Annotated in this window: 18 protein-coding genes and 1 riboswitch; of the genes, 9 read left to right on the top strand and 9 right to left on the bottom strand. The window is 68.5% G+C overall.

Annotation, left to right across the window (positions count from 1 at the left end; all coding sequences use genetic code 11):
* The first annotated feature begins 451 nt into the window (after positions 1-451).
* From Q8Q71_RS14005 to Q8Q71_RS14025, 5 genes are all read left to right on the top strand, one after another.
* Positions 452-814: an AtpZ/AtpI family protein gene (locus Q8Q71_RS14005; protein ID WP_305760216.1), complete on the top strand. Its 363-nt coding sequence runs from the start codon at positions 452-454 to the stop codon at positions 812-814.
* 7 nt (positions 815-821) lie between these two features.
* Positions 822-1,601 carry a F0F1 ATP synthase subunit A gene (locus Q8Q71_RS14010; RefSeq protein WP_305760217.1) on the top strand — a complete coding sequence of 260 codons (780 nt, stop codon included), beginning with the start codon at positions 822-824 and terminating at the stop codon, positions 1,599-1,601.
* Positions 1,602-1,654: 53 nt separating this feature from the next.
* Positions 1,655-1,879, top strand: a complete 225-nt coding sequence (locus Q8Q71_RS14015) for a F0F1 ATP synthase subunit C (RefSeq protein WP_056619394.1) — start codon at positions 1,655-1,657, stop codon at positions 1,877-1,879.
* A gap of 72 nt (positions 1,880-1,951) precedes the next feature.
* Positions 1,952-2,545: a hypothetical protein gene (locus Q8Q71_RS14020; RefSeq protein ID WP_305760218.1), complete on the top strand. Its 594-nt coding sequence runs from the start codon at positions 1,952-1,954 to the stop codon at positions 2,543-2,545.
* On the top strand, positions 2,545-3,057 hold the full coding sequence (locus Q8Q71_RS14025) for a F0F1 ATP synthase subunit B (protein WP_305760219.1): 513 nt from the start codon (positions 2,545-2,547) through the stop codon (positions 3,055-3,057). The genes Q8Q71_RS14020 and Q8Q71_RS14025 overlap by 1 nt, the downstream gene beginning before the upstream one ends.
* 54 nt (positions 3,058-3,111) lie before the next feature.
* On the opposite strand, the gene Q8Q71_RS14030 is transcribed toward Q8Q71_RS14025, so the two are convergent.
* On the bottom strand, positions 3,112-3,594 hold the full coding sequence (locus Q8Q71_RS14030) for a DUF6789 family protein (protein WP_305760220.1): 483 nt from the start codon (positions 3,592-3,594) through the stop codon (positions 3,112-3,114).
* Between the two features lie 162 nt (positions 3,595-3,756).
* Between Q8Q71_RS14030 and Q8Q71_RS14035 the strand changes: the two genes are divergently transcribed.
* The gene (locus Q8Q71_RS14035; RefSeq protein WP_305760221.1) at positions 3,757-4,458 is read left to right on the top strand and encodes an FkbM family methyltransferase; all 702 of its coding nucleotides are present in this window, start codon (positions 3,757-3,759) and stop codon (positions 4,456-4,458) included.
* Between the two features lie 6 nt (positions 4,459-4,464).
* Here the strand turns inward: Q8Q71_RS14035 and gcvPB are convergent, their stop codons facing one another.
* From gcvPB to Q8Q71_RS14065, 6 genes are all read right to left on the bottom strand, one after another.
* On the bottom strand, positions 4,465-6,036 hold the full coding sequence (gene gcvPB, locus Q8Q71_RS14040) for an aminomethyl-transferring glycine dehydrogenase subunit GcvPB (RefSeq protein WP_305760222.1): 1,572 nt from the start codon (positions 6,034-6,036) through the stop codon (positions 4,465-4,467).
* An 11-nt stretch (positions 6,037-6,047) separates the two neighbouring features.
* Entirely contained in the window at positions 6,048-7,394 is a 1,347-nt protein-coding gene (gene gcvPA, locus Q8Q71_RS14045) for an aminomethyl-transferring glycine dehydrogenase subunit GcvPA (RefSeq protein ID WP_305760223.1), read from the bottom strand.
* Positions 7,395-7,421: 27 nt separating this feature from the next.
* On the bottom strand, positions 7,422-7,784 hold the full coding sequence (gene gcvH / locus Q8Q71_RS14050; RefSeq protein WP_305760224.1) for a glycine cleavage system protein GcvH: 363 nt from the start codon (positions 7,782-7,784) through the stop codon (positions 7,422-7,424).
* Positions 7,785-7,795: 11 nt separating this feature from the next.
* The gene (gene gcvT / locus Q8Q71_RS14055) at positions 7,796-8,911 is read right to left on the bottom strand and encodes a glycine cleavage system aminomethyltransferase GcvT (RefSeq protein WP_305760225.1); all 1,116 of its coding nucleotides are present in this window, start codon (positions 8,909-8,911) and stop codon (positions 7,796-7,798) included.
* Positions 8,912-9,049: 138 nt separating this feature from the next.
* Positions 9,050-9,147, bottom strand: a riboswitch (glycine riboswitch).
* 29 nt (positions 9,148-9,176) lie between these two features.
* On the bottom strand, positions 9,177-10,190 hold the full coding sequence (locus Q8Q71_RS14060; protein ID WP_305760226.1) for an adenosine deaminase: 1,014 nt from the start codon (positions 10,188-10,190) through the stop codon (positions 9,177-9,179).
* Positions 10,180-10,809, bottom strand: a complete 630-nt coding sequence (locus Q8Q71_RS14065; RefSeq protein WP_305760227.1) for a TetR/AcrR family transcriptional regulator — start codon at positions 10,807-10,809, stop codon at positions 10,180-10,182. Before Q8Q71_RS14065 ends, Q8Q71_RS14060 begins: the two co-directional genes overlap by 11 nt.
* 104 nt (positions 10,810-10,913) lie before the next feature.
* Between Q8Q71_RS14065 and Q8Q71_RS14070 the strand changes: the two genes are divergently transcribed.
* Positions 10,914-11,543, top strand: a complete 630-nt coding sequence (locus tag Q8Q71_RS14070) for a hypothetical protein (RefSeq protein WP_305760228.1) — start codon at positions 10,914-10,916, stop codon at positions 11,541-11,543.
* 1 nt (position 11,544) lies between these two features.
* Here the strand turns inward: Q8Q71_RS14070 and argS are convergent, their stop codons facing one another.
* On the bottom strand, positions 11,545-13,347 hold the full coding sequence (argS, locus tag Q8Q71_RS14075) for an arginine--tRNA ligase (protein WP_305760229.1): 1,803 nt from the start codon (positions 13,345-13,347) through the stop codon (positions 11,545-11,547).
* Positions 13,348-14,043 (bottom strand): Tat pathway signal sequence domain protein, encoded by a 696-nt coding sequence (locus Q8Q71_RS14080; protein ID WP_305760230.1) that lies wholly within the window; start codon positions 14,041-14,043, stop codon positions 13,348-13,350. It abuts the gene before it with no gap.
* A 149-nt stretch (positions 14,044-14,192) separates the two neighbouring features.
* On the opposite strand from Q8Q71_RS14080, the gene ispH reads away from it, so the two are divergent.
* The gene (gene ispH, locus Q8Q71_RS14085; protein ID WP_305760231.1) at positions 14,193-15,164 is read left to right on the top strand and encodes a 4-hydroxy-3-methylbut-2-enyl diphosphate reductase; all 972 of its coding nucleotides are present in this window, start codon (positions 14,193-14,195) and stop codon (positions 15,162-15,164) included.
* A gap of 75 nt (positions 15,165-15,239) precedes the next feature.
* The gene (locus tag Q8Q71_RS14090) at positions 15,240-16,145 is read left to right on the top strand and encodes a DUF4232 domain-containing protein (protein WP_305760232.1); all 906 of its coding nucleotides are present in this window, start codon (positions 15,240-15,242) and stop codon (positions 16,143-16,145) included.
* Positions 16,146-16,162: the final 17 nt, after the last annotated feature.

The raw sequence follows: 16,162 nt of genomic DNA on the forward strand, positions 1-16,162 counted from the left end.
CCGCCCCCGTCGGCTTGCGTGAACCGGTCGCGCGGAGCGCAGGCGGCGACGCCGAAAACTCAATCCGGTCCCCGTAACGCGAAAGCAGGGGGCCACATCACGGTTCCGGGCCGACCCGCCCGCGCTCCGCCTCCTCCCCACTCGACCTGCCGCGCCCGCGCGGCGGGACGAGGCCGCATGACTTCGTCATCCCCGGACAACGAGCCCCGCGGGGCGAGGCCGATCCGGGGACACGCCGGAGAGGCGAGCACGCATGTCCGGAATCCTTCGTCCCGCCAGCGACCGTTCGCCACGCCCTCCAATTAGGGAAACAAACATGCGGAAAATCAACGACCTGAGGCACTTCCACACCGCCTTGACCAATCGGGGTCACGCCTATAGGTTCCGCGCCGAATTCAGACCCTCCTCGACGCCCGTCTTTCGACGTCAGCGGAGAGGCGCTGAGGCCCCTATGTCCCTTCCTCCGGAATCGCGCGAAGAGGCGATCAAACGCCTCGCCGAAAGCGCATCCGCGATGGAGGCGCGCAACGCGCCCCGCCTCTCGCACGAGGCCGCGGGGCAGGCGGCGGCGGGGCAGGCCTGGAAGATCATCGCCGACCTGTTCGGCGGCGTCTTCGTGGGCCTCGCGATCGGCTTCGGGGTCGACCATTTCGCCGGCACTTCGCCGGTGGGCATTATCGGCGGGGTCCTGCTGGGCTTCGCCATTTCGGTCTGGATGGCGTGGCGCACGGCGCAACGTCTGATGGCCGAAGCCAACAAGCACGGGGAGCCTGAGTCGGTTCCCTTCGATGACGACGAAGACCAGGGAGCCTGATCGCCCGATGGCCGATCCGCTACATCAGTTTCAGGTTACGCCGCTGCCGGGTCTCGACTTCGGCGAAGTGACGCTGCCTGTCGTCGGCACGGTGCATCTGGCCTTCACCAATTCCCACCTCGCCATGACCATCGGCTTCCTGCTGGTCGTGGGCTTCCTGACGCTGGTCACCTCGAACGCCAAGGTGGTCCCGGGCCGGACGCAGGCGGTGGGCGAGACCCTGTTCGGCATGATCGACGGCCTGACCGAGTCCATCATCGGTCACGACGGCAAGAAGTATTTCCCCTTCGTCTTCACCGTCTTCACCTTCATCCTCGGGATGAACCTGCTGGGCATGTTCCTCAGCTTCACCGCCACCTCGCAGCTCGCCGTGACGGCCACCTTCGGCCTCATCACCTTCGGCCTCGTCGTGATCGTCGGCCTGGTGAAGAACGGCGCCAACTTTCTCAAGCTGTTCTGGCCCACCGGCGCCCCGCTGGTGATGCGCCCGATCGTCGGCCTGATCGAATTCTTCTCCTTCCTGCTCCGCCCGCTCACCCTGACGCTTCGTCTGTTCGGCAACATGATGGGCGGCCACATCGCCCTGAAGGTGTTCGCCGGCTTCGTGGCCACGGCGGTCGTCGGCGCCGCCGGCTGGTTCGGCGTGCTGATCTTCCCGCTCGCGCTGGGCATGACCATCGGCCTGACCGCGCTGGAGTTCCTCGTGGCCTTCCTTCAGGCCTTCGTTTTCGCTGTTCTGACCTGCATCTACCTCAACGATGTGGTCAACCTGGGCGACGGCCACTGAGCCGCGACCAGTTCGTTCCAACCAACCCAACCTCGATAACAGGACTTAAGACCATGGACCCTCAAGCCGCTAAGCTCATTGGCGCCGGCATCGCGATGTGCGGCATGATCGGCGCCGGCATCGGCGTCGGCAACATCTTCGGCCAGTTCCTGGCGGGCGCCCTGCGCAACCCGTCGGCCGCCGGCTCGCAAATCGGCAACCTGTTCGTGGGCGCGGCTCTGGCCGAAGCCCTGGGCATCCTGGCCTTCGTCATGGGCATCCTGATCTGGATTTCGTAATCGGCTCTATCGGCGGCGCGGATCCCCGCGCCGCCGGCTGACGCGAACCCCCGTTCCACCACCAGGCGATCGATGACCGTTCACGCAACACCCGTGCCGCCCGCTGACGCGACCCATCCGGTCGCGATCGAGGACACGCACGCCACGACCGAAGCCGCTCACGGCGGCGAACACGAGTCGGGCGGCCTGCCCCAGTTCGAGTTCCAGCACTGGTTCGGACAGATCGTCTATCTGATCTTCCTGTTCGCCATCCTGTACTTCCTGATCGCCAGGGTTTTCGCGCCGCGCATGCGCCGTGTCTTTGACGAGCGGAGCTCGACCATCTCCACGGCGGTTCAGACCGCCCGTCAGGTCCAGGCCGAGGCCGCCGGTCAGGCCGAGGCCGCCAAGGCCGAGGTCGAGGCGGCCCGTGCCGCCTCGCGCGCCACCGCCGCGGCCGCCAAGGCGCGCGTGACCGACGAGGCCAACGCCCGCGGAGCCGCCGAGGAAGCGATCGTCAGCGCCCGCATCGCGGACGCCGAGGCCGCCATCGGCAAGACCCGCGACGCCGCCATGGCCAACGTCGCCGCCATCGCTTCGGACACGGCCGCGGCCATCGTCGAACGTCTCACCGGCAAGGCCCCGACGGGCGCCGAAGCCGCCGCCGCCGTGAAGGGCGCCGCCTGATGGAATTCTTCAATCCCCACCTCTACGACCTGTCGAACCCGGAACTCTGGGTCGCCATCGGTCTGATCCTGTTCTTCGTCATCGTCGTCGTGGCGGGCGTGCCCAAGCTCATCGCCGGGGTGCTCGACGGCAAGGCCGCCAAAATCCAGTCGGAACTCGACGAGGCCGCCCGTCTGCGCGCCGAGGCCGAGGCCCTGCTGGCCCAGATCCGTCTGGAAAAGGCCGAGGCCGAGGCCCAGGCTGCCGATATGCTCGCCGCCGCCGAGGCCGACGCCCGCCTGATGGAGGTCGAGGCCAAGGCCAGGCTCGAAGAGACCCTGGCCCGCCGTCAGGCCCTGGCCGAACGCCGCATCGCCCAGGCCGAGGTCCAGGCCGTGGCCGAGGTCAAGACCGCCGCCGCCGACCTCGCCGCCCGCGCCGCTGAACAGATTCTCGCCGCCCGTCTGGCCGGCCAGAAGACCGACCCCCTGCTCGACGCCGCCATCGGCCAGATCGGCTCGCGGCTCAACTAGGGGCGTCGCCGTCGGAAAATCAGGCCCCGCCGCTCGCCGGCGGGGCCTTTTTCGTCAATGCGCCGGCGCGCCGGCGATCGGCACATGGTGGTGCTTGTCGCGGGCGACCAGCCGTCCGTACACATTGCCCAGCACGATGCCGTACACGGCGTGGATGGCGATCATCCACGCCAGGGTGCCGAATCCGGCCTGCATGAAGAAGATGCCGACCGGGCGACCGACGACCCCTGCCAGCGGGGCCACCGTCAGACCCATCACGATGAAGGCGCCGACGGCGAAGAGAATGCCCTTCGATTCGGGCGTGTCCGTGGGCAGGCGGGGACACAGGGCCCCGAAGACCGGGCCCAGAACGAAGGTTCCGACGACGAAGTGGGCGATCCAGCCCACGATCATCAGATCGGGCGTCTGCAGCATGACCGACAGGAGCCGCGGGAAACTGGCGGCCCAGGGCCCGAAATAGAGGTTGGCCACCTCCAGCACCGATACGGCGACCGTCGCGGCGAAGCCGGCGATCATGCCCTTTTGCACGCGTGACATCATGACCTTCAGCGCCTCCCAAACGCTTGTTGTGGTTCAGATTACGCGAGAGGAGCATACGCCTGCTGCGGACAACGGCGATCACATTGCCGTGCGCGGCCACCTTGCCGCCACATGACGGCGCCGATGGCGGCCAGCGCCGGGGTCTGTATAAGTCGCCGGATGAAAGCGCGTTTCCTCTGGCGGGCCCACCGGGCCCGCATGCTCGACCAGTCGACCGAACTGGCGCTGATCCGCCGGCATGCGAAGCCGGGCGACCTCGCCTGCGATGTCGGCGCCAACAAGGGCAGCTATCTCTACTGGATGGCGCGCTGGGCTGGGCGGGTCGTCGCCTTCGAGCCCCAGCCGGGTCTGGCCTCGTATCTGGAGACCATCGCCGCGACCCTGCCGCTGCGCAATGTGACCATCGAACAGCAGGGGGTCTCGGAGCGTTCCGGCGTGCTGACCCTCTACATGCCGTCGGTCAATTCACCCGAAGCCAGCCTCGAGCCGATCGACGGCGCGCAGAAGGTCGAGGTGCCGGTCGTGTCGCTGGACGACTATTTCGCAGGGTCCGAACGCCTCGCCATGCTCAAGATCGACGTCGAGGGGCACGAGCTGGACGTGTTCAGGGGCGCCGACCGCATCCTGCGCCAGGATCGACCGGTCCTGCTGTTCGAATGCGAGCAGCGGCACCTGCGGACCGGCACGGTGTTCGACTGTTTCCGCTACCTCGAGGCGCGGGGCTACGCGGGCCGGTTCATCCAGGGCAAGTCCCTGAAGCCGGTGTCGGAATTCGATCTCGCGCTCCATCAGAACCAGACCGGAGAGCGGTTCTGGCGTCACCCTGACTACAGCAACAACTTCCTGTTCGAACCCGTCTGAGCCGGCCTATTCGGCCGCGATGTTCGAGCCTTCCGGCGCCGTCCAGCGCAGCACCGGCGAGCGGGCGGCGCGGGTTTCATCCAGACGCTTCAGCGGCGCATGGAAAGGCGCGCCCTTGAAGCGGTCGACGTCGCCGGCCTTCGCCGCCGTCGCCAGGGCCCGCATCGCCTCGATGAAGCGATCCAGTTCCTGCTTCGATTCCGTCTCGGTCGGCTCGATCAGCATGGCCCCGTGGACGACCAGCGGGAAATACATGGTCATCGGGTGGAAACCCTCGTCGATCATCGCCTTGGCGAAGTCGAGCGTGGTCACCTCGGTGCCCTTCAGCCATTCGTCGTCGAACAGGGCCTCATGCATGCAGGGCCCGTCCGGGAAGGCCGGGCTCATCAGGTCCGACAGCCGGGCCTTGATATAGTTGGCGTTCAGCACCGCGTCCTCGGCGACCTGACGCAGCCCGTCCGAGCCATGGCTCATCATGTAGCTCAGGGCCCGGGTGTACATCCCCATCTGCCCCTGGAAGGCGCACAGGCGGCCGAAGGCCTGGGCCGCCTCGTCCTCCTCGCGCTCGACCAGCCGATAGCCGTCGGCGTCATGCACGACCCACGGAGCGGGCGCGAACGGCGCCAGCGCCTCCGACAGCACCACCGGACCCGCGCCCGGCCCGCCGCCGCCGTGCGGCGTCGAGAAGGTCTTGTGCAGATTGATGTGCATCGCATCAACGCCCAGATCGCCCGGGCGCACCCGTCCGACGATGGCGTTGAAGTTCGCCCCGTCGCAGTAGAAATAGGCCCCGGCCTCATGCGTCAGCCGGCTGATCTCGAGGATGTCGCGCTCGAACAGGCCGCAGGTGTTCGGATTGGTCACCATGATGGCCGCGACGTCGTCGCCCAGCTTGGACGCCAGATCGGCCACATCGACGCGGCCGTCCTCGGTCTGGGCCACCTCGACGACGGTGTAGCCGACGAAGGCGGCGGTGGCCGGGTTGGTCCCGTGGGCCGAGGTCGGCACCAGCACCTTGCGGCGCTTCTCATGCTGGCCCGAGGCCTCGTGGGCGGCGCGGATGGCCATCAGGCCGCACAGCTCGCCATGGGCCCCGGCCTTGGGCGACAGGGCCACGGCCGGCATGCCGGTAAGGGTCTTCAGCCAGTGCGCCAGCGTATCCATCAGCTCCAGCGCGCCCTGGACGGTGGAGGTCGGCTGCAGCGGGTGGATGTCCGAAAAGCCCGGCAGTCGGGCGATCTTCTCGTTGAGGCGCGGGTTGTGCTTCATCGTGCAAGAGCCCAGCGGATAGATGGCCAGGTCGATGGCGTGGTTCTTCTGCGACAGGCGCACATAGTGGCGCATGGTCTCGGGCTCCGAGAGGCCCGGCAGGCCGATCGGATTCTTGCGGACCAGGCCGCCGAGATCGGACCCGTCCGTCTTCGGCTCCGGCAAGTCGACGCCGGTCTTGCCCCAGCCGTCGCTCTCGAAGATCAGGTGCTCGTCCTGCAACAGGCCGCGGCCGCCCGTCAGGGTGGCGGGCTTGCTCTCGACGCGGTTCGGGGTGGTCGGGCGGCCGACGGTGTTCATGGTGCTCATCGTTCCGCTCCTCAGTTCGCCAGGACCTTGGCGAGCGAACCCGCCAGGATCTTGATGTCGGCATCCATGGTCATCTCGGTCGCCGCGACCAGCAGGACGTCATCCATGCCGGCTTCCGGAGCCAGACGGCTGTAGGGCACGCCGGCGAGGATGCGATGCTGGGCCAGCTGCTCCACCACCTCGGCAGCCGGCTTCGGCAGGCGTACGGCGAACTCGTTGAAGAACCGCGGCGTCAGGACCTCGACGCCGGGGACGGCTGCCAGCGCGTCACGCGTCGCCAGCGCCTTCTCGTGGTTCAGCAGGGCCATCTTCCGCAGCCCCGTCTCACCCAGCAGGCTCATGTGGATCGTGAACGCGAGCGTGCACAGGCCGGAGTTGGTGCAGATGTTCGAAGTCGCCTTGTCCCGCCGGATATGCTGTTCGCGCGTCGACAGCGTCAGGACGAAGCCGCGCGTACCGTCGGCGTCCACCGTCTCGCCGGTCAGGCGGCCGGGCATCTGGCGCACCAGCTTTTCGCGGCAGGCGAACAAACCGACGTAGGGACCGCCGAAGTTCAGGGCGTTGCCGATCGACTGGCCCTCGGCGGCGACGATGTCGGCCCCCATCTCGCCCGGCGACTTCAGCAGACCCATCGACACGGCCTCGGTGACCACGACGATCAGCAGGGCGCCGGCGGCATGGGCGGCCTCGGCGATCTTCGTCACGTCCGTGGCCGTGCCGAAGACGTTGGGGGTCTGGACCACGACGCAGGCGGTGTCCGGTCCGATGCGGGCGATGACGTCCGCCTCGGCGTCCACGGCGGCGGGCAGGACCTGGGTCTCGACGCCGACGGCGTGGACCACGGTCTCGGTCGCCCGGACGTAGTGCGGGTGCACCCCGCCCGAGATCACCGCCTTGTTGCGGCGGGTCACGCGGGTGGCCATCAGCACGCCCTCGGCCATGGCGGTCGAGCCGTCATAGAGGCTGGCGTTGGCCACCGGCATGCCGGTCAGGTTGGCGACCTGGGTCTGGAACTCGTACAGATACTGCAGCGTGCCCTGGGCGATCTCGGGCTGGTAGGGTGTGTAGCTGGTCAGGAACTCCGACCGCTGGATCACGTGATCCACCGTCGCCGGCACATGGTGCTTGTAGGCGCCGGCCCCGCAGAAGAACGGAACCGTCCCCGCCGAGGCGTTCTTGCCCGCCATGGCCCCCAGCGCCCGCTCGACCTCCAGTTCGCCCGCCACGCGCGGCAGGTCGACGAAGCCGTCGCGGCGCGCCGCCTCGGGCACGTCCACGAACAGGTCGTCGATGGATTTCGCGCCGATGGCCGCCAGCATGGCGGAGCGGTCGTCGGGCGTCAGCGGGAGGTAGCGCATGGCGGGGAGATCCGTGCGTGAAAGGGCTTAGAGGGTGGCGAGGAAGGCGTCGTAGGCGGCGCGGTCCATCAGGCCGTCGGTCGAGGCGTCGGACACGCGAATCTTCGCGAACCAGCCTTCGCCTTCGGGATCGGCGTTGACGGTTTCCGGGGCGGAGGCGAGGGCGGCGTTGCCCTCGATCACCTCGCCCGAGACCGGGGCGTAGACGTCCGAAGCCGCCTTGACGCTCTCGACGACGGCGAAGCTGTCGCCCTTCGAGACGGTCTTGCCGGCGTCCGGCGTCTCGACGAACACCACGTCGCCCAGGGCGTCAGCGGCGTGCTTCGAGATGCCGACGGTGGCCACATCGCCGTCGAGGCGAACCCACTCGTGATCCTTGGTGAAATGCATCGATCCGATCCTCAGGCTTTCGGTTTGCGATAGTAGCGTTGGGCGACGAAGGGCATGGCGACGACCTCGGCGGCGGCGGGCTTGCCGCGGACGATGACTTTCAGGTCCGTGCCCAGTTCGGAGAATTCCGGCGGGACATAGCCCATGGCGATGTTGCGGCCCAGCGTCGGCGACGGGCCGCCCGAGGTGACGTTGCCGATGACGTTTCCGTCCATGTCGGCGATCTCGGCGCCTTCGCGGGCCGGGGCGCCTTCCTTGACGCTGAGGCCGACGCGGACGCGCGACGGGCCATCAGCCAGTTCCTTCAGGATACGGGCGGCGCCGTTGAAGTCGGCGCGCTCCTTGCGCGACTTCGACAGGGCGAACGTCAGGGCGCCCTCGACCGGGCTGGTCGTGGCGTCGATGTCGTGGCCATGCAGCGGCAGGCCGGCCTCGAGGCGCAGGCTGTCGCGGGCGCCCAGACCGATCGGCTTGACCCGGGCGTCCTTGAGAATGGTGTTCCAGATGCGTTCGGCGTCGGCGTTCGGCACGGAAATCTCGTAGCCGTCCTCGCCCGTGTAGCCCGATCGGGAGACGAAGCAGTCGACCCCGAACAGCACCAGCCGGGCGCAGTCCATGAAGCCGAACTCAGCCAGCACTGGCTCGTGCGCGACCATCACCTCGGCGGCCTCGGGGCCCTGGATGGCGATCAGGGCGCGGTCGTCCAGCACAGTCAGCTTCGCGTCGCCCCGCAGGTTGGCCTGCAGGAAGGCGAAGTCAGCATCCTTGTTGCCGGCGTTGACCACCACATAGAGGCCGTCGTGATCCGGCCGGCCGGCCATCAGGTCGTCCAGGATCCCGCCCTCGGGGTTCAGCAGCAGGCTGTATTTCTGCCGGCCCGCCTTCAGGATCGCATAGTCGCCGGGCACGAACCGCTCGAACTGGGCCACGGCGTCGTCGCCGGAAATCCGGCACTGGCCCATGTGCGAGACGTCGAACAGGCCGGCGTGTTCGCGGGTCCAGCGGTGCTCGGCCAGCACGCCTTCGTACTGCACCGGCATGTCATAGCCGCCGAAGCCGACCATGCGGGCCCCAAGCGCGCGGTGCGCGGCGTTGAGGGGCGTGGTCTTGAGGGTTTCGTCGGTCATGTTCAGGCTCCACGGTCGCGTCTTGGGGCGGAAAGCTCCGCCGTCCTCGCGCCCCCGCTGTCCTGAAGCCTGAGAGATTCCGGCGGTCTCCCGCCTTGCTCCGTCGGCGCGCTCCGGAGAGCGACTTTCCAGCGTCCGTATGTCCTCGCGGTCCGTTTGCCTGAGCGTTTCCGGGGCGGTTGCGCCTTCGGCTCCGGACCCCTCGAAAGGGCTCCGATCTCTCCCGCGAGAGCGCCGCGACCTAGGCCCCGACTCCGGGGCGCTGTCAAGCGGAACGGGCGGCGTATGCCTCGACTTCGGCGATCCGCGCGGCCTTGTCGGCCTCGTCCAGGAACGATCCCTCAAAGCTGTTTCGCGCCAGCAGGGTGACCTGTTCCCGGGTCAGCCCCACGGCCTGCGCCAGCTGCCGGTAGTTCTCATTCACATAGCCGCCGAAATAGGCCGGATCGTCCGAGTTCAGGGTCACGTGCAGGCCACGGCGCAGCATTTCGGGGACAGGATGGTCCCCGAGGTCCTTCACCACGCAGAGCTTCAGGTTCGACAGCGGGCAGACGGTCAGGGTCATCTGCGACGCCGCCAGCCGCCGGATCAGGTCTTCGTCCTCCATCGAGCGGTTGCCGTGGTCCATGCGGTCGATGTGCAGCAGATCGAGGGCTTCCCGCACATAGGCCGGCGGCCCTTCCTCGCCGGCGTGGGCGCAGAGCTTCAGGCCCAGGTCGCGGGCGGCGGCGAAGACGCGCTCGAATTTCGACGGCGGATGACCGACCTCCGAGGAATCCAGACCCACGCCGACGAAGTGATGCAGGTACGGCTTCGCCGCCTCGAGCGTGGCGAAGGCCTCGTCCTCGCTCAGGTGGCGCAGGAAGCTGAGGATCAGGCCGGAGGTAACGCCCAGTTCCGCCTTCGCCCGGTCCATGCCGGCGACCAGGCCCTCGACCACCACGCCGAAGGGCACGCCGCGGTCGGTATGGGTCTGGGGGTCGAAGAAGATTTCGGCGTGCCGGACGTTGTCGGCCGCGGCGCGCTGGAAATAGGCGAAGGCCAGATCCTCGAAGTCGCGGCGGGTCAGCAGAACATTCGCGCCGGCGTAATAGATGTCGAGGAAGTCCTGCAGGTTGGAGAAGTCATAGGCGGCCCGCACCGCCTCGACGCTGTCGAACGGAATGGCCACGCCGTTGCGCTGCGCCAGTTCGAACATCAACTCGGGCTCGAGGCTGCCTTCGATGTGCAGATGAAGCTCCGCCTTGGGCAGGCCGGCGATATAGGCGTCAAGGGACATGGGCGGGTTTCCGGTCGAGCGGGAACGGCGTGGTCGGCGCGGCGTCCAGCGCCGCAAGGACGGCGGCGGCGAGCCGTCGGTGGGTGACGATAAGTGTCTGCGGCGCTGTGCGGAAGTCGTTCTGCAGCCAGAGCCGCAACTGCCCCACGAAGGCCCCGGCGAGGAATGCCGCGGTCTGGCGCCGCTCCTCAGGCGGCAATCGCGGCGCCAGGGCCGCCAGATTGGTCTCGGCGATCCGGCGAAGGCTGCGTTCGCCGGCGGCAAGCATGACCTCCATCGACCGCGACGGTCCGACCCGACGCGAGAAGGCTTCATTGCCGGCGATATGCGTCACCACATGGGCGACTGGCAGAACGTGGGCCGTCAGCCCTTCACGGCGGGCCAGTTCGTCGCAGATGGCGATCATCCCGGCGAACGAGCGGCCCAGAAAGTCGTCCCGATCGAGGTAATGGGCGTAGAATGTCGAACGGCTCACGCCCGCCGCCCGGACCAGGTCGCCGACCCCGATGTCGTCGATGTTCCGGGTCTGCCCCAGCGCGATCAACGCAGAGGCCAGCCGTCCGCGCGTGCGGGCCACGCGCTGGTCGATCCGGCGGGGTTGGACGCTGTTTCCGGACATTCCTGGCCCTGTTGTCCTGCATCAGTTCGGCGCCGCCGACCGCCCGATGGTTTTCGGCCCGAACCGTGGCAACCACAAGCGGCGCATCGTCGGGAGGGACACACGTGATCGGACATTCGAAGGCCGGATCGGCCGCCCTGATCTTCGGCTGGACAGCCTATATCGCCTTGATGGCGGTGCATCCGACCCACCTGGGGGGACCGTCGCTGGGTCATGTCGATCTGAATGACGCGGTGCACTGGACGGCGCTTCTGATCATTCCGGTTCTGGCCAGCGGCTATGTCGGCATGGCGCGCGGGCTCGACCTCTCGCGGCCGCTGCCCTTGCTGGGTCTGTGCTTCATGCTCGTCAGCCTCGTGGCCGGCATGATCGCGGGAACCCTCAACGGGCTGGTCATGCCCGAGGTGTTGGGTTCAACGGCGGAGCAGGAGACGAGCGCCAACAGTCTGGAGGCCCTGCGCCATCTGGTCTGGTGGACCAACCAGGGCTTCGCGGCGGTCCACTATACGCTGGCCGCCGTCGGTACGGGCCTGTTCGGCCTGGCGTGGATGCGTCAGCCGGGCGGACGAGGTCTCGGGATCACCGGCGTCGTGATCGCGGCGGGCTTTCTCGCCTGGCTGGCGACCGGCCTGTGGCGGCCCGACGTCCACGGAGCGCTGATCGTGGTTCTGGCGACAGGGGCCTGGACGATCAGCGCCGGTTTCGCCATGCGCCGGGAGCTGCCGGAGACCTGACCTACATCCGTTCCGGCGTGTCGATGCCGAGGAGGCGGAGCGCCGTCTCCAGCTGATCCAGCGCCGCCTTAGACAAGGCCAGCCGCGAACCTCTCGTCGCTTCGTCCGGCGCGATCAGCACCGGGCAGGCGGCGTAGAATTTCGAGAACGACTGCGCCAGCCGGTAGGCGTGTTCCGCCACCACGTGCGGCATCCGCTTGTCGTACGCCTCGGAGACGGCCTGCGAGAAGGCGTCCAGCGTCAGGGCCAGATCGCGCTCGGCCGGCTCTGCGACAATGATGGGGCCCGGCGCGGCGCCCTGGTCCGCGCCCTTGCGCAGCAGGGATTTGATGCGGACAGCCTGGTACAGCAGGTACGGCCCGGTCTTGCCCTCGAAACTCATGAAACGGTCGAGGTCGAAGACGTAGCTGGTGGTCCGGCTGTTCGACAGGTCGGCGAATTTCAGCGCCGCGACCGCCACCTTGTGGGCGATGGCCTCGAACTCGGCCTCGCTCAGGTCCTCGCCCAGATGCGCTTCGTGCAGCCGGTCTCGCGCCTTTTCCACGGCCATGGTGATCAGGTCGTGCAGCTTCAGGACGCCGCCCGCACGGGTCTTGAAGGGCTTGCCGTCCGGGCCGTTCATGGTGCCGAAGCCGAGATGGTCCAGCGAACCCTCGGCGGCATAGCCAGCCAGATAGGCAGCGCGGAACACCTGTTCGAAATGCTCGGCCTGACGCTCGTCGACGACGTACAGGATCAGGTCGGGGTCTATGGCCTTGCGACGGTCCAGAATGGTGGCCAGGTCGGTCGTGCCGTACATGGCCGAGCCTTCCGATGAGATGACCAGCAGCGGCGGGGGGCTCGGGGCCTCGATGACCGAGCCGTCGGCCAGCTTCTTCTTACGGGTCTCGCCGGGCCGGGCGACGTGGACCACCCGCGCGCCGTCGTCCTCGACCAGCAGGCCCTTCGCCTCCAGATGGGCGATCATTTCGGCCATCACCGGGTCGGCGTCGCTCTCGCCGTTCCACAGGTCGAAGGTCACGCCCAGGGCGCCGAACTCGCGCTCCAGCGCCGCGCGGCTGACGGCCACGAAATGGGCCCAGAGGGCGCGGTAGCCGGGGCGTCCGCCCTGCAATTCAGCGGTCGCCTTGCGGGCGCGATCCCGGAAGTCGGCGTCCTCCTTGGCCATGGCCGCCGCGGCCGGATACAGCCGTTCGAGATCCTCCAGCGTCACGGGGCTCTCGGCGGGAAATGGCCCGTCGCCCCCGACCAGGAAGGCGTCGGCCTTGCCCTCGTCGCCGACGGCGACAATCAGCAGGCCCATCTGGAAGCCCCAGTCGCCGAAGTGAGCGTCGCCCCAGACGATGTCGCCGCGGAAGCGGAACAGCCGCTTCAGGCTTTCGCCTATGATCGACGAGCGCAGGTGGCCGACGTGCATCGGCTTGGCCACGTTCGGGCCGGCGAAATCGATCACCACCTTGCGCGGCGCGGCGACCAGGGAGGCGCCGGCGTGTTCACCGTCGGCCGCGACCTCGGCCGCGCGGGCCGACAGAGCCGCGTTCGCGACCTGCAGATTGATGAAGCCGGGACCCGCTACGTCCACCGAGGCCAACCGGTCGTCGTCCTTGAGTCGTTTGGCCACGCGGGCGGCCAGTTCGCGCGGATTGGCCTTGAGCGCCTTGGCGGCGGCGAGGGAGCCGTTCGACTGGAAATCGGCCAGGTCCGGCCGATCCGAGGTCGTCACGCGCGCGAGTTCGGGGTTCACGCCTTCGGCGGCGAAGGCGGCTGCGACCGCCTCGCCCAGAACCGTCCTGAGATCGGTCATTTACTGCGCCGGAGGCGGCGTCGCGCCGGCCGTTCCCGCATTGACGCGGAAGCGGCTGCCTGAGCGGTTGAACTCGGCCATTTGCGGGGTCACGTCGAAGCCGACGAGAATCTCGAAATGGTCGCCGCTGGTCGTAGCCTCGGCGCGCGGAATGACGATGACCTGGTCCTGGGTCACCGATGCGGTCTGCTCGCCACGGAAGTCGACCGGCAGGTCGAAATACTCCTTGGCCAGGACCGCTCGGTTCCGCTCGGTCACGGCGATCCAGTAGCGATAGGTGCGGGCGTCGCCCTGGGCCTGGGGGCCGCGGCCGAGATTGAACAGCACCCGCGTCTCGACGGTGATCGGCTGGTCCGACTGATAGCTGCAGTCCGACACGAGGCCCTCGATCTCGCCCGTGAAGGCGACATTGGCGGCCGCCACGCGGTCGCCGGTCAGTTCGACATAGCGGGCGGCGTCGTACAGCACCTTGACGAAGGGGCAGGGTCCCGCGGCGGTGCGGCGGCGAAGGGGGGCGATGCGCGGCCGTTCCGGCTCGGCGTCCTGGCCGGACTCCTGCTGCTGTTGCCCCGGGCTCTGGCCCGATCGGCCCTGTTGCCCCTGCGGATACTGGGCGCTGGCGCCGGTGGGCGCGGCGACGACCGCCAGAGCGGCGGCGAGGGCCGAGGCCAGGGAAACCTTGAAGACGCGACGCATCGAATATTCTTCCGGAAACGAGGAGGTGCGGCGACGGCCCGACGCGGGGCGCACGCTCGTCGCTGATAGCGGCTAAACCGAGGCGCGGCAAACCCGCTCGCACGGAAACCGCGGTAGCGGCGAAGGGGGCGAACGACTAGGTTCCGGCCATGATCGTTTATACGCCCATTCGACCGGCCGGACCTCGCCCCCTGACCGTACGCCTGGCCACGCCGCGCGGGTTCTGCGCCGGAGTCGACCGCGCCATCCAGATCGTGGAGCGGGCCCTCGAGAAATACGGGGCGCCGGTCTATGTGCGGCACGAGATCGTCCACAACCGTCACGTGGTCGAGCGGCTCAAGGCCATGGGAGCCGTCTTCGTCAGGGAACTGGACGACTGCCCCGACGACCGGCCGGTCGTCTTCTCGGCTCACGGCGTCCCCAAGTCGGTGCCGGCGACGGCCCGGGCGCGCGAGATGCTGTATCTGGACGCCACCTGTCCCCTGGTCTCCAAGGTCCACGTCGAGGCCGAGCGCCATCACGCCGCCGGCCGCCACATCGTCCTGATCGGCCATGCCGGCCATCCGGAGGTCGTCGGCACCATGGGCCAGCTTCCCGCCGACGCCATCACCCTGATCGAAACCGTCGAGGACGCCGAGACCTTCCAGCGACCCGGCGACGCGCTCCTGGCCTACGCCACCCAGACGACCCTGTCGGTCGATGATACGGCCGAGATTCTGGCCACGCTGAAACGACGCTTCCCCGAACTGCCGGATCCGCACAAGGAAGACATCTGCTACGCCACCACCAACCGTCAGGAGGCGGTCAAGCGGCTCGGGCAGGGGTGCGAACTGGTGCTGGTGATCGGTTCGAAGAATTCCTCCAACTCGGTGCGGCTGGTCGAGGTGGCGATGCGCGCCGGCGCCCGCGACGCCCGGCTGGTCGATGACGCAACCCAGGTCGACTGGTCCTGGCTGGACGGGGTTTCGACCTTGGGGATCACCGCCGGAGCCTCGGCCCCCGAACGTCTGATCGAGGATCTGATCGACGCCGTCCGCGCCCGCTTCGACGCGGAGGTGATCGAGGACGCCGGCGAGCGCGAGAGCGTCACCTTCAAGCTGCCGCGGCTGCTGACGGCCTGAACGCGACCCCGCCTTGCGCAAGCGGAGCCTTTGCCGTTGGCTGGCGTTAACTGTCCGAACTTCACGGGGATAACCATGCGCCGCCTTCGCACAGTCTGTACGATCGTCTCCAGCCTGGCCCTGATCGCCGCCGCCGGTTGCACGCCGGAGGCCGGGGACCCGCCCGCGCCCGTGACGCCATCGCCCGCGCCCGCCGCGTCCGCCGCGCCGCCGGTCAGCTACGCCTGCGAGAGCGGCCAGTCGATCACCGTCGCCTATCCCGACACGGCCACCGCCCAACTGACCTACAAGGCCCAGGCCTATACATTGCGCACGGTCCAGTCAGCCTCCGGCGCCCGCTACGCCGGGTCGGGGCTGGAGTGGTGGACCGCGACCCGCGACGGTTCGGAAAGCGCCACGCTCAGCCGCCTCGGTCCCAACGAGGACGTCGGCGTGGCGGTGCTGGAACGGTGCAGCCGTCCATCGTCCGGACCGATCGCGCCTGGTCCGGTTCCGGGCCCGCAGCCGGCGCCCGGCGGCGTCCTGCCGGCGTCCGCGCCCTGCAAGGGCCCGCAGTTGAAACTGTCCGCCGATGGCGGTGACGCCGGAGCGGGCAATCGCATCGCCATCCTCGGCGTCCAGAACGTGGGCGCCCAGGCCTGCAGCCTGACCGGTTATCCGACGGTGGTGCTTCAGGATCGGCAGGGCCGCAATCTGACGACCATCCGATCGGACCAGACACTGGGCAGCTACTTCCGTCAGGGGCAGGCCCCGACGCCGGTCGAACTGGCGCCCCAGGCCAAGGCCTTCTTCGACATCGCCTGGAACGTCGTCCCGCACGAGGGCCAGGGCGAGCGCGCCTGTCCGTCCGCCGCACGTATTCGCATGACAGCGCCCGGGGACACCTCGCCGGTTTCCCTCGACCAGACCTTCACTCCGTGCGGCGGCCGCATCCAGGTCAGTCCCTTCCGTCCGGTCGCGGAACCGGCTCGCGCCGCCTGAGACGAAGAGGCGGGGGT

Origin of the sequence: Brevundimonas sp., assembly GCF_030704825.1 — a bacterium.
GTDB lineage: Bacteria > Pseudomonadota > Alphaproteobacteria > Caulobacterales > Caulobacteraceae > Brevundimonas.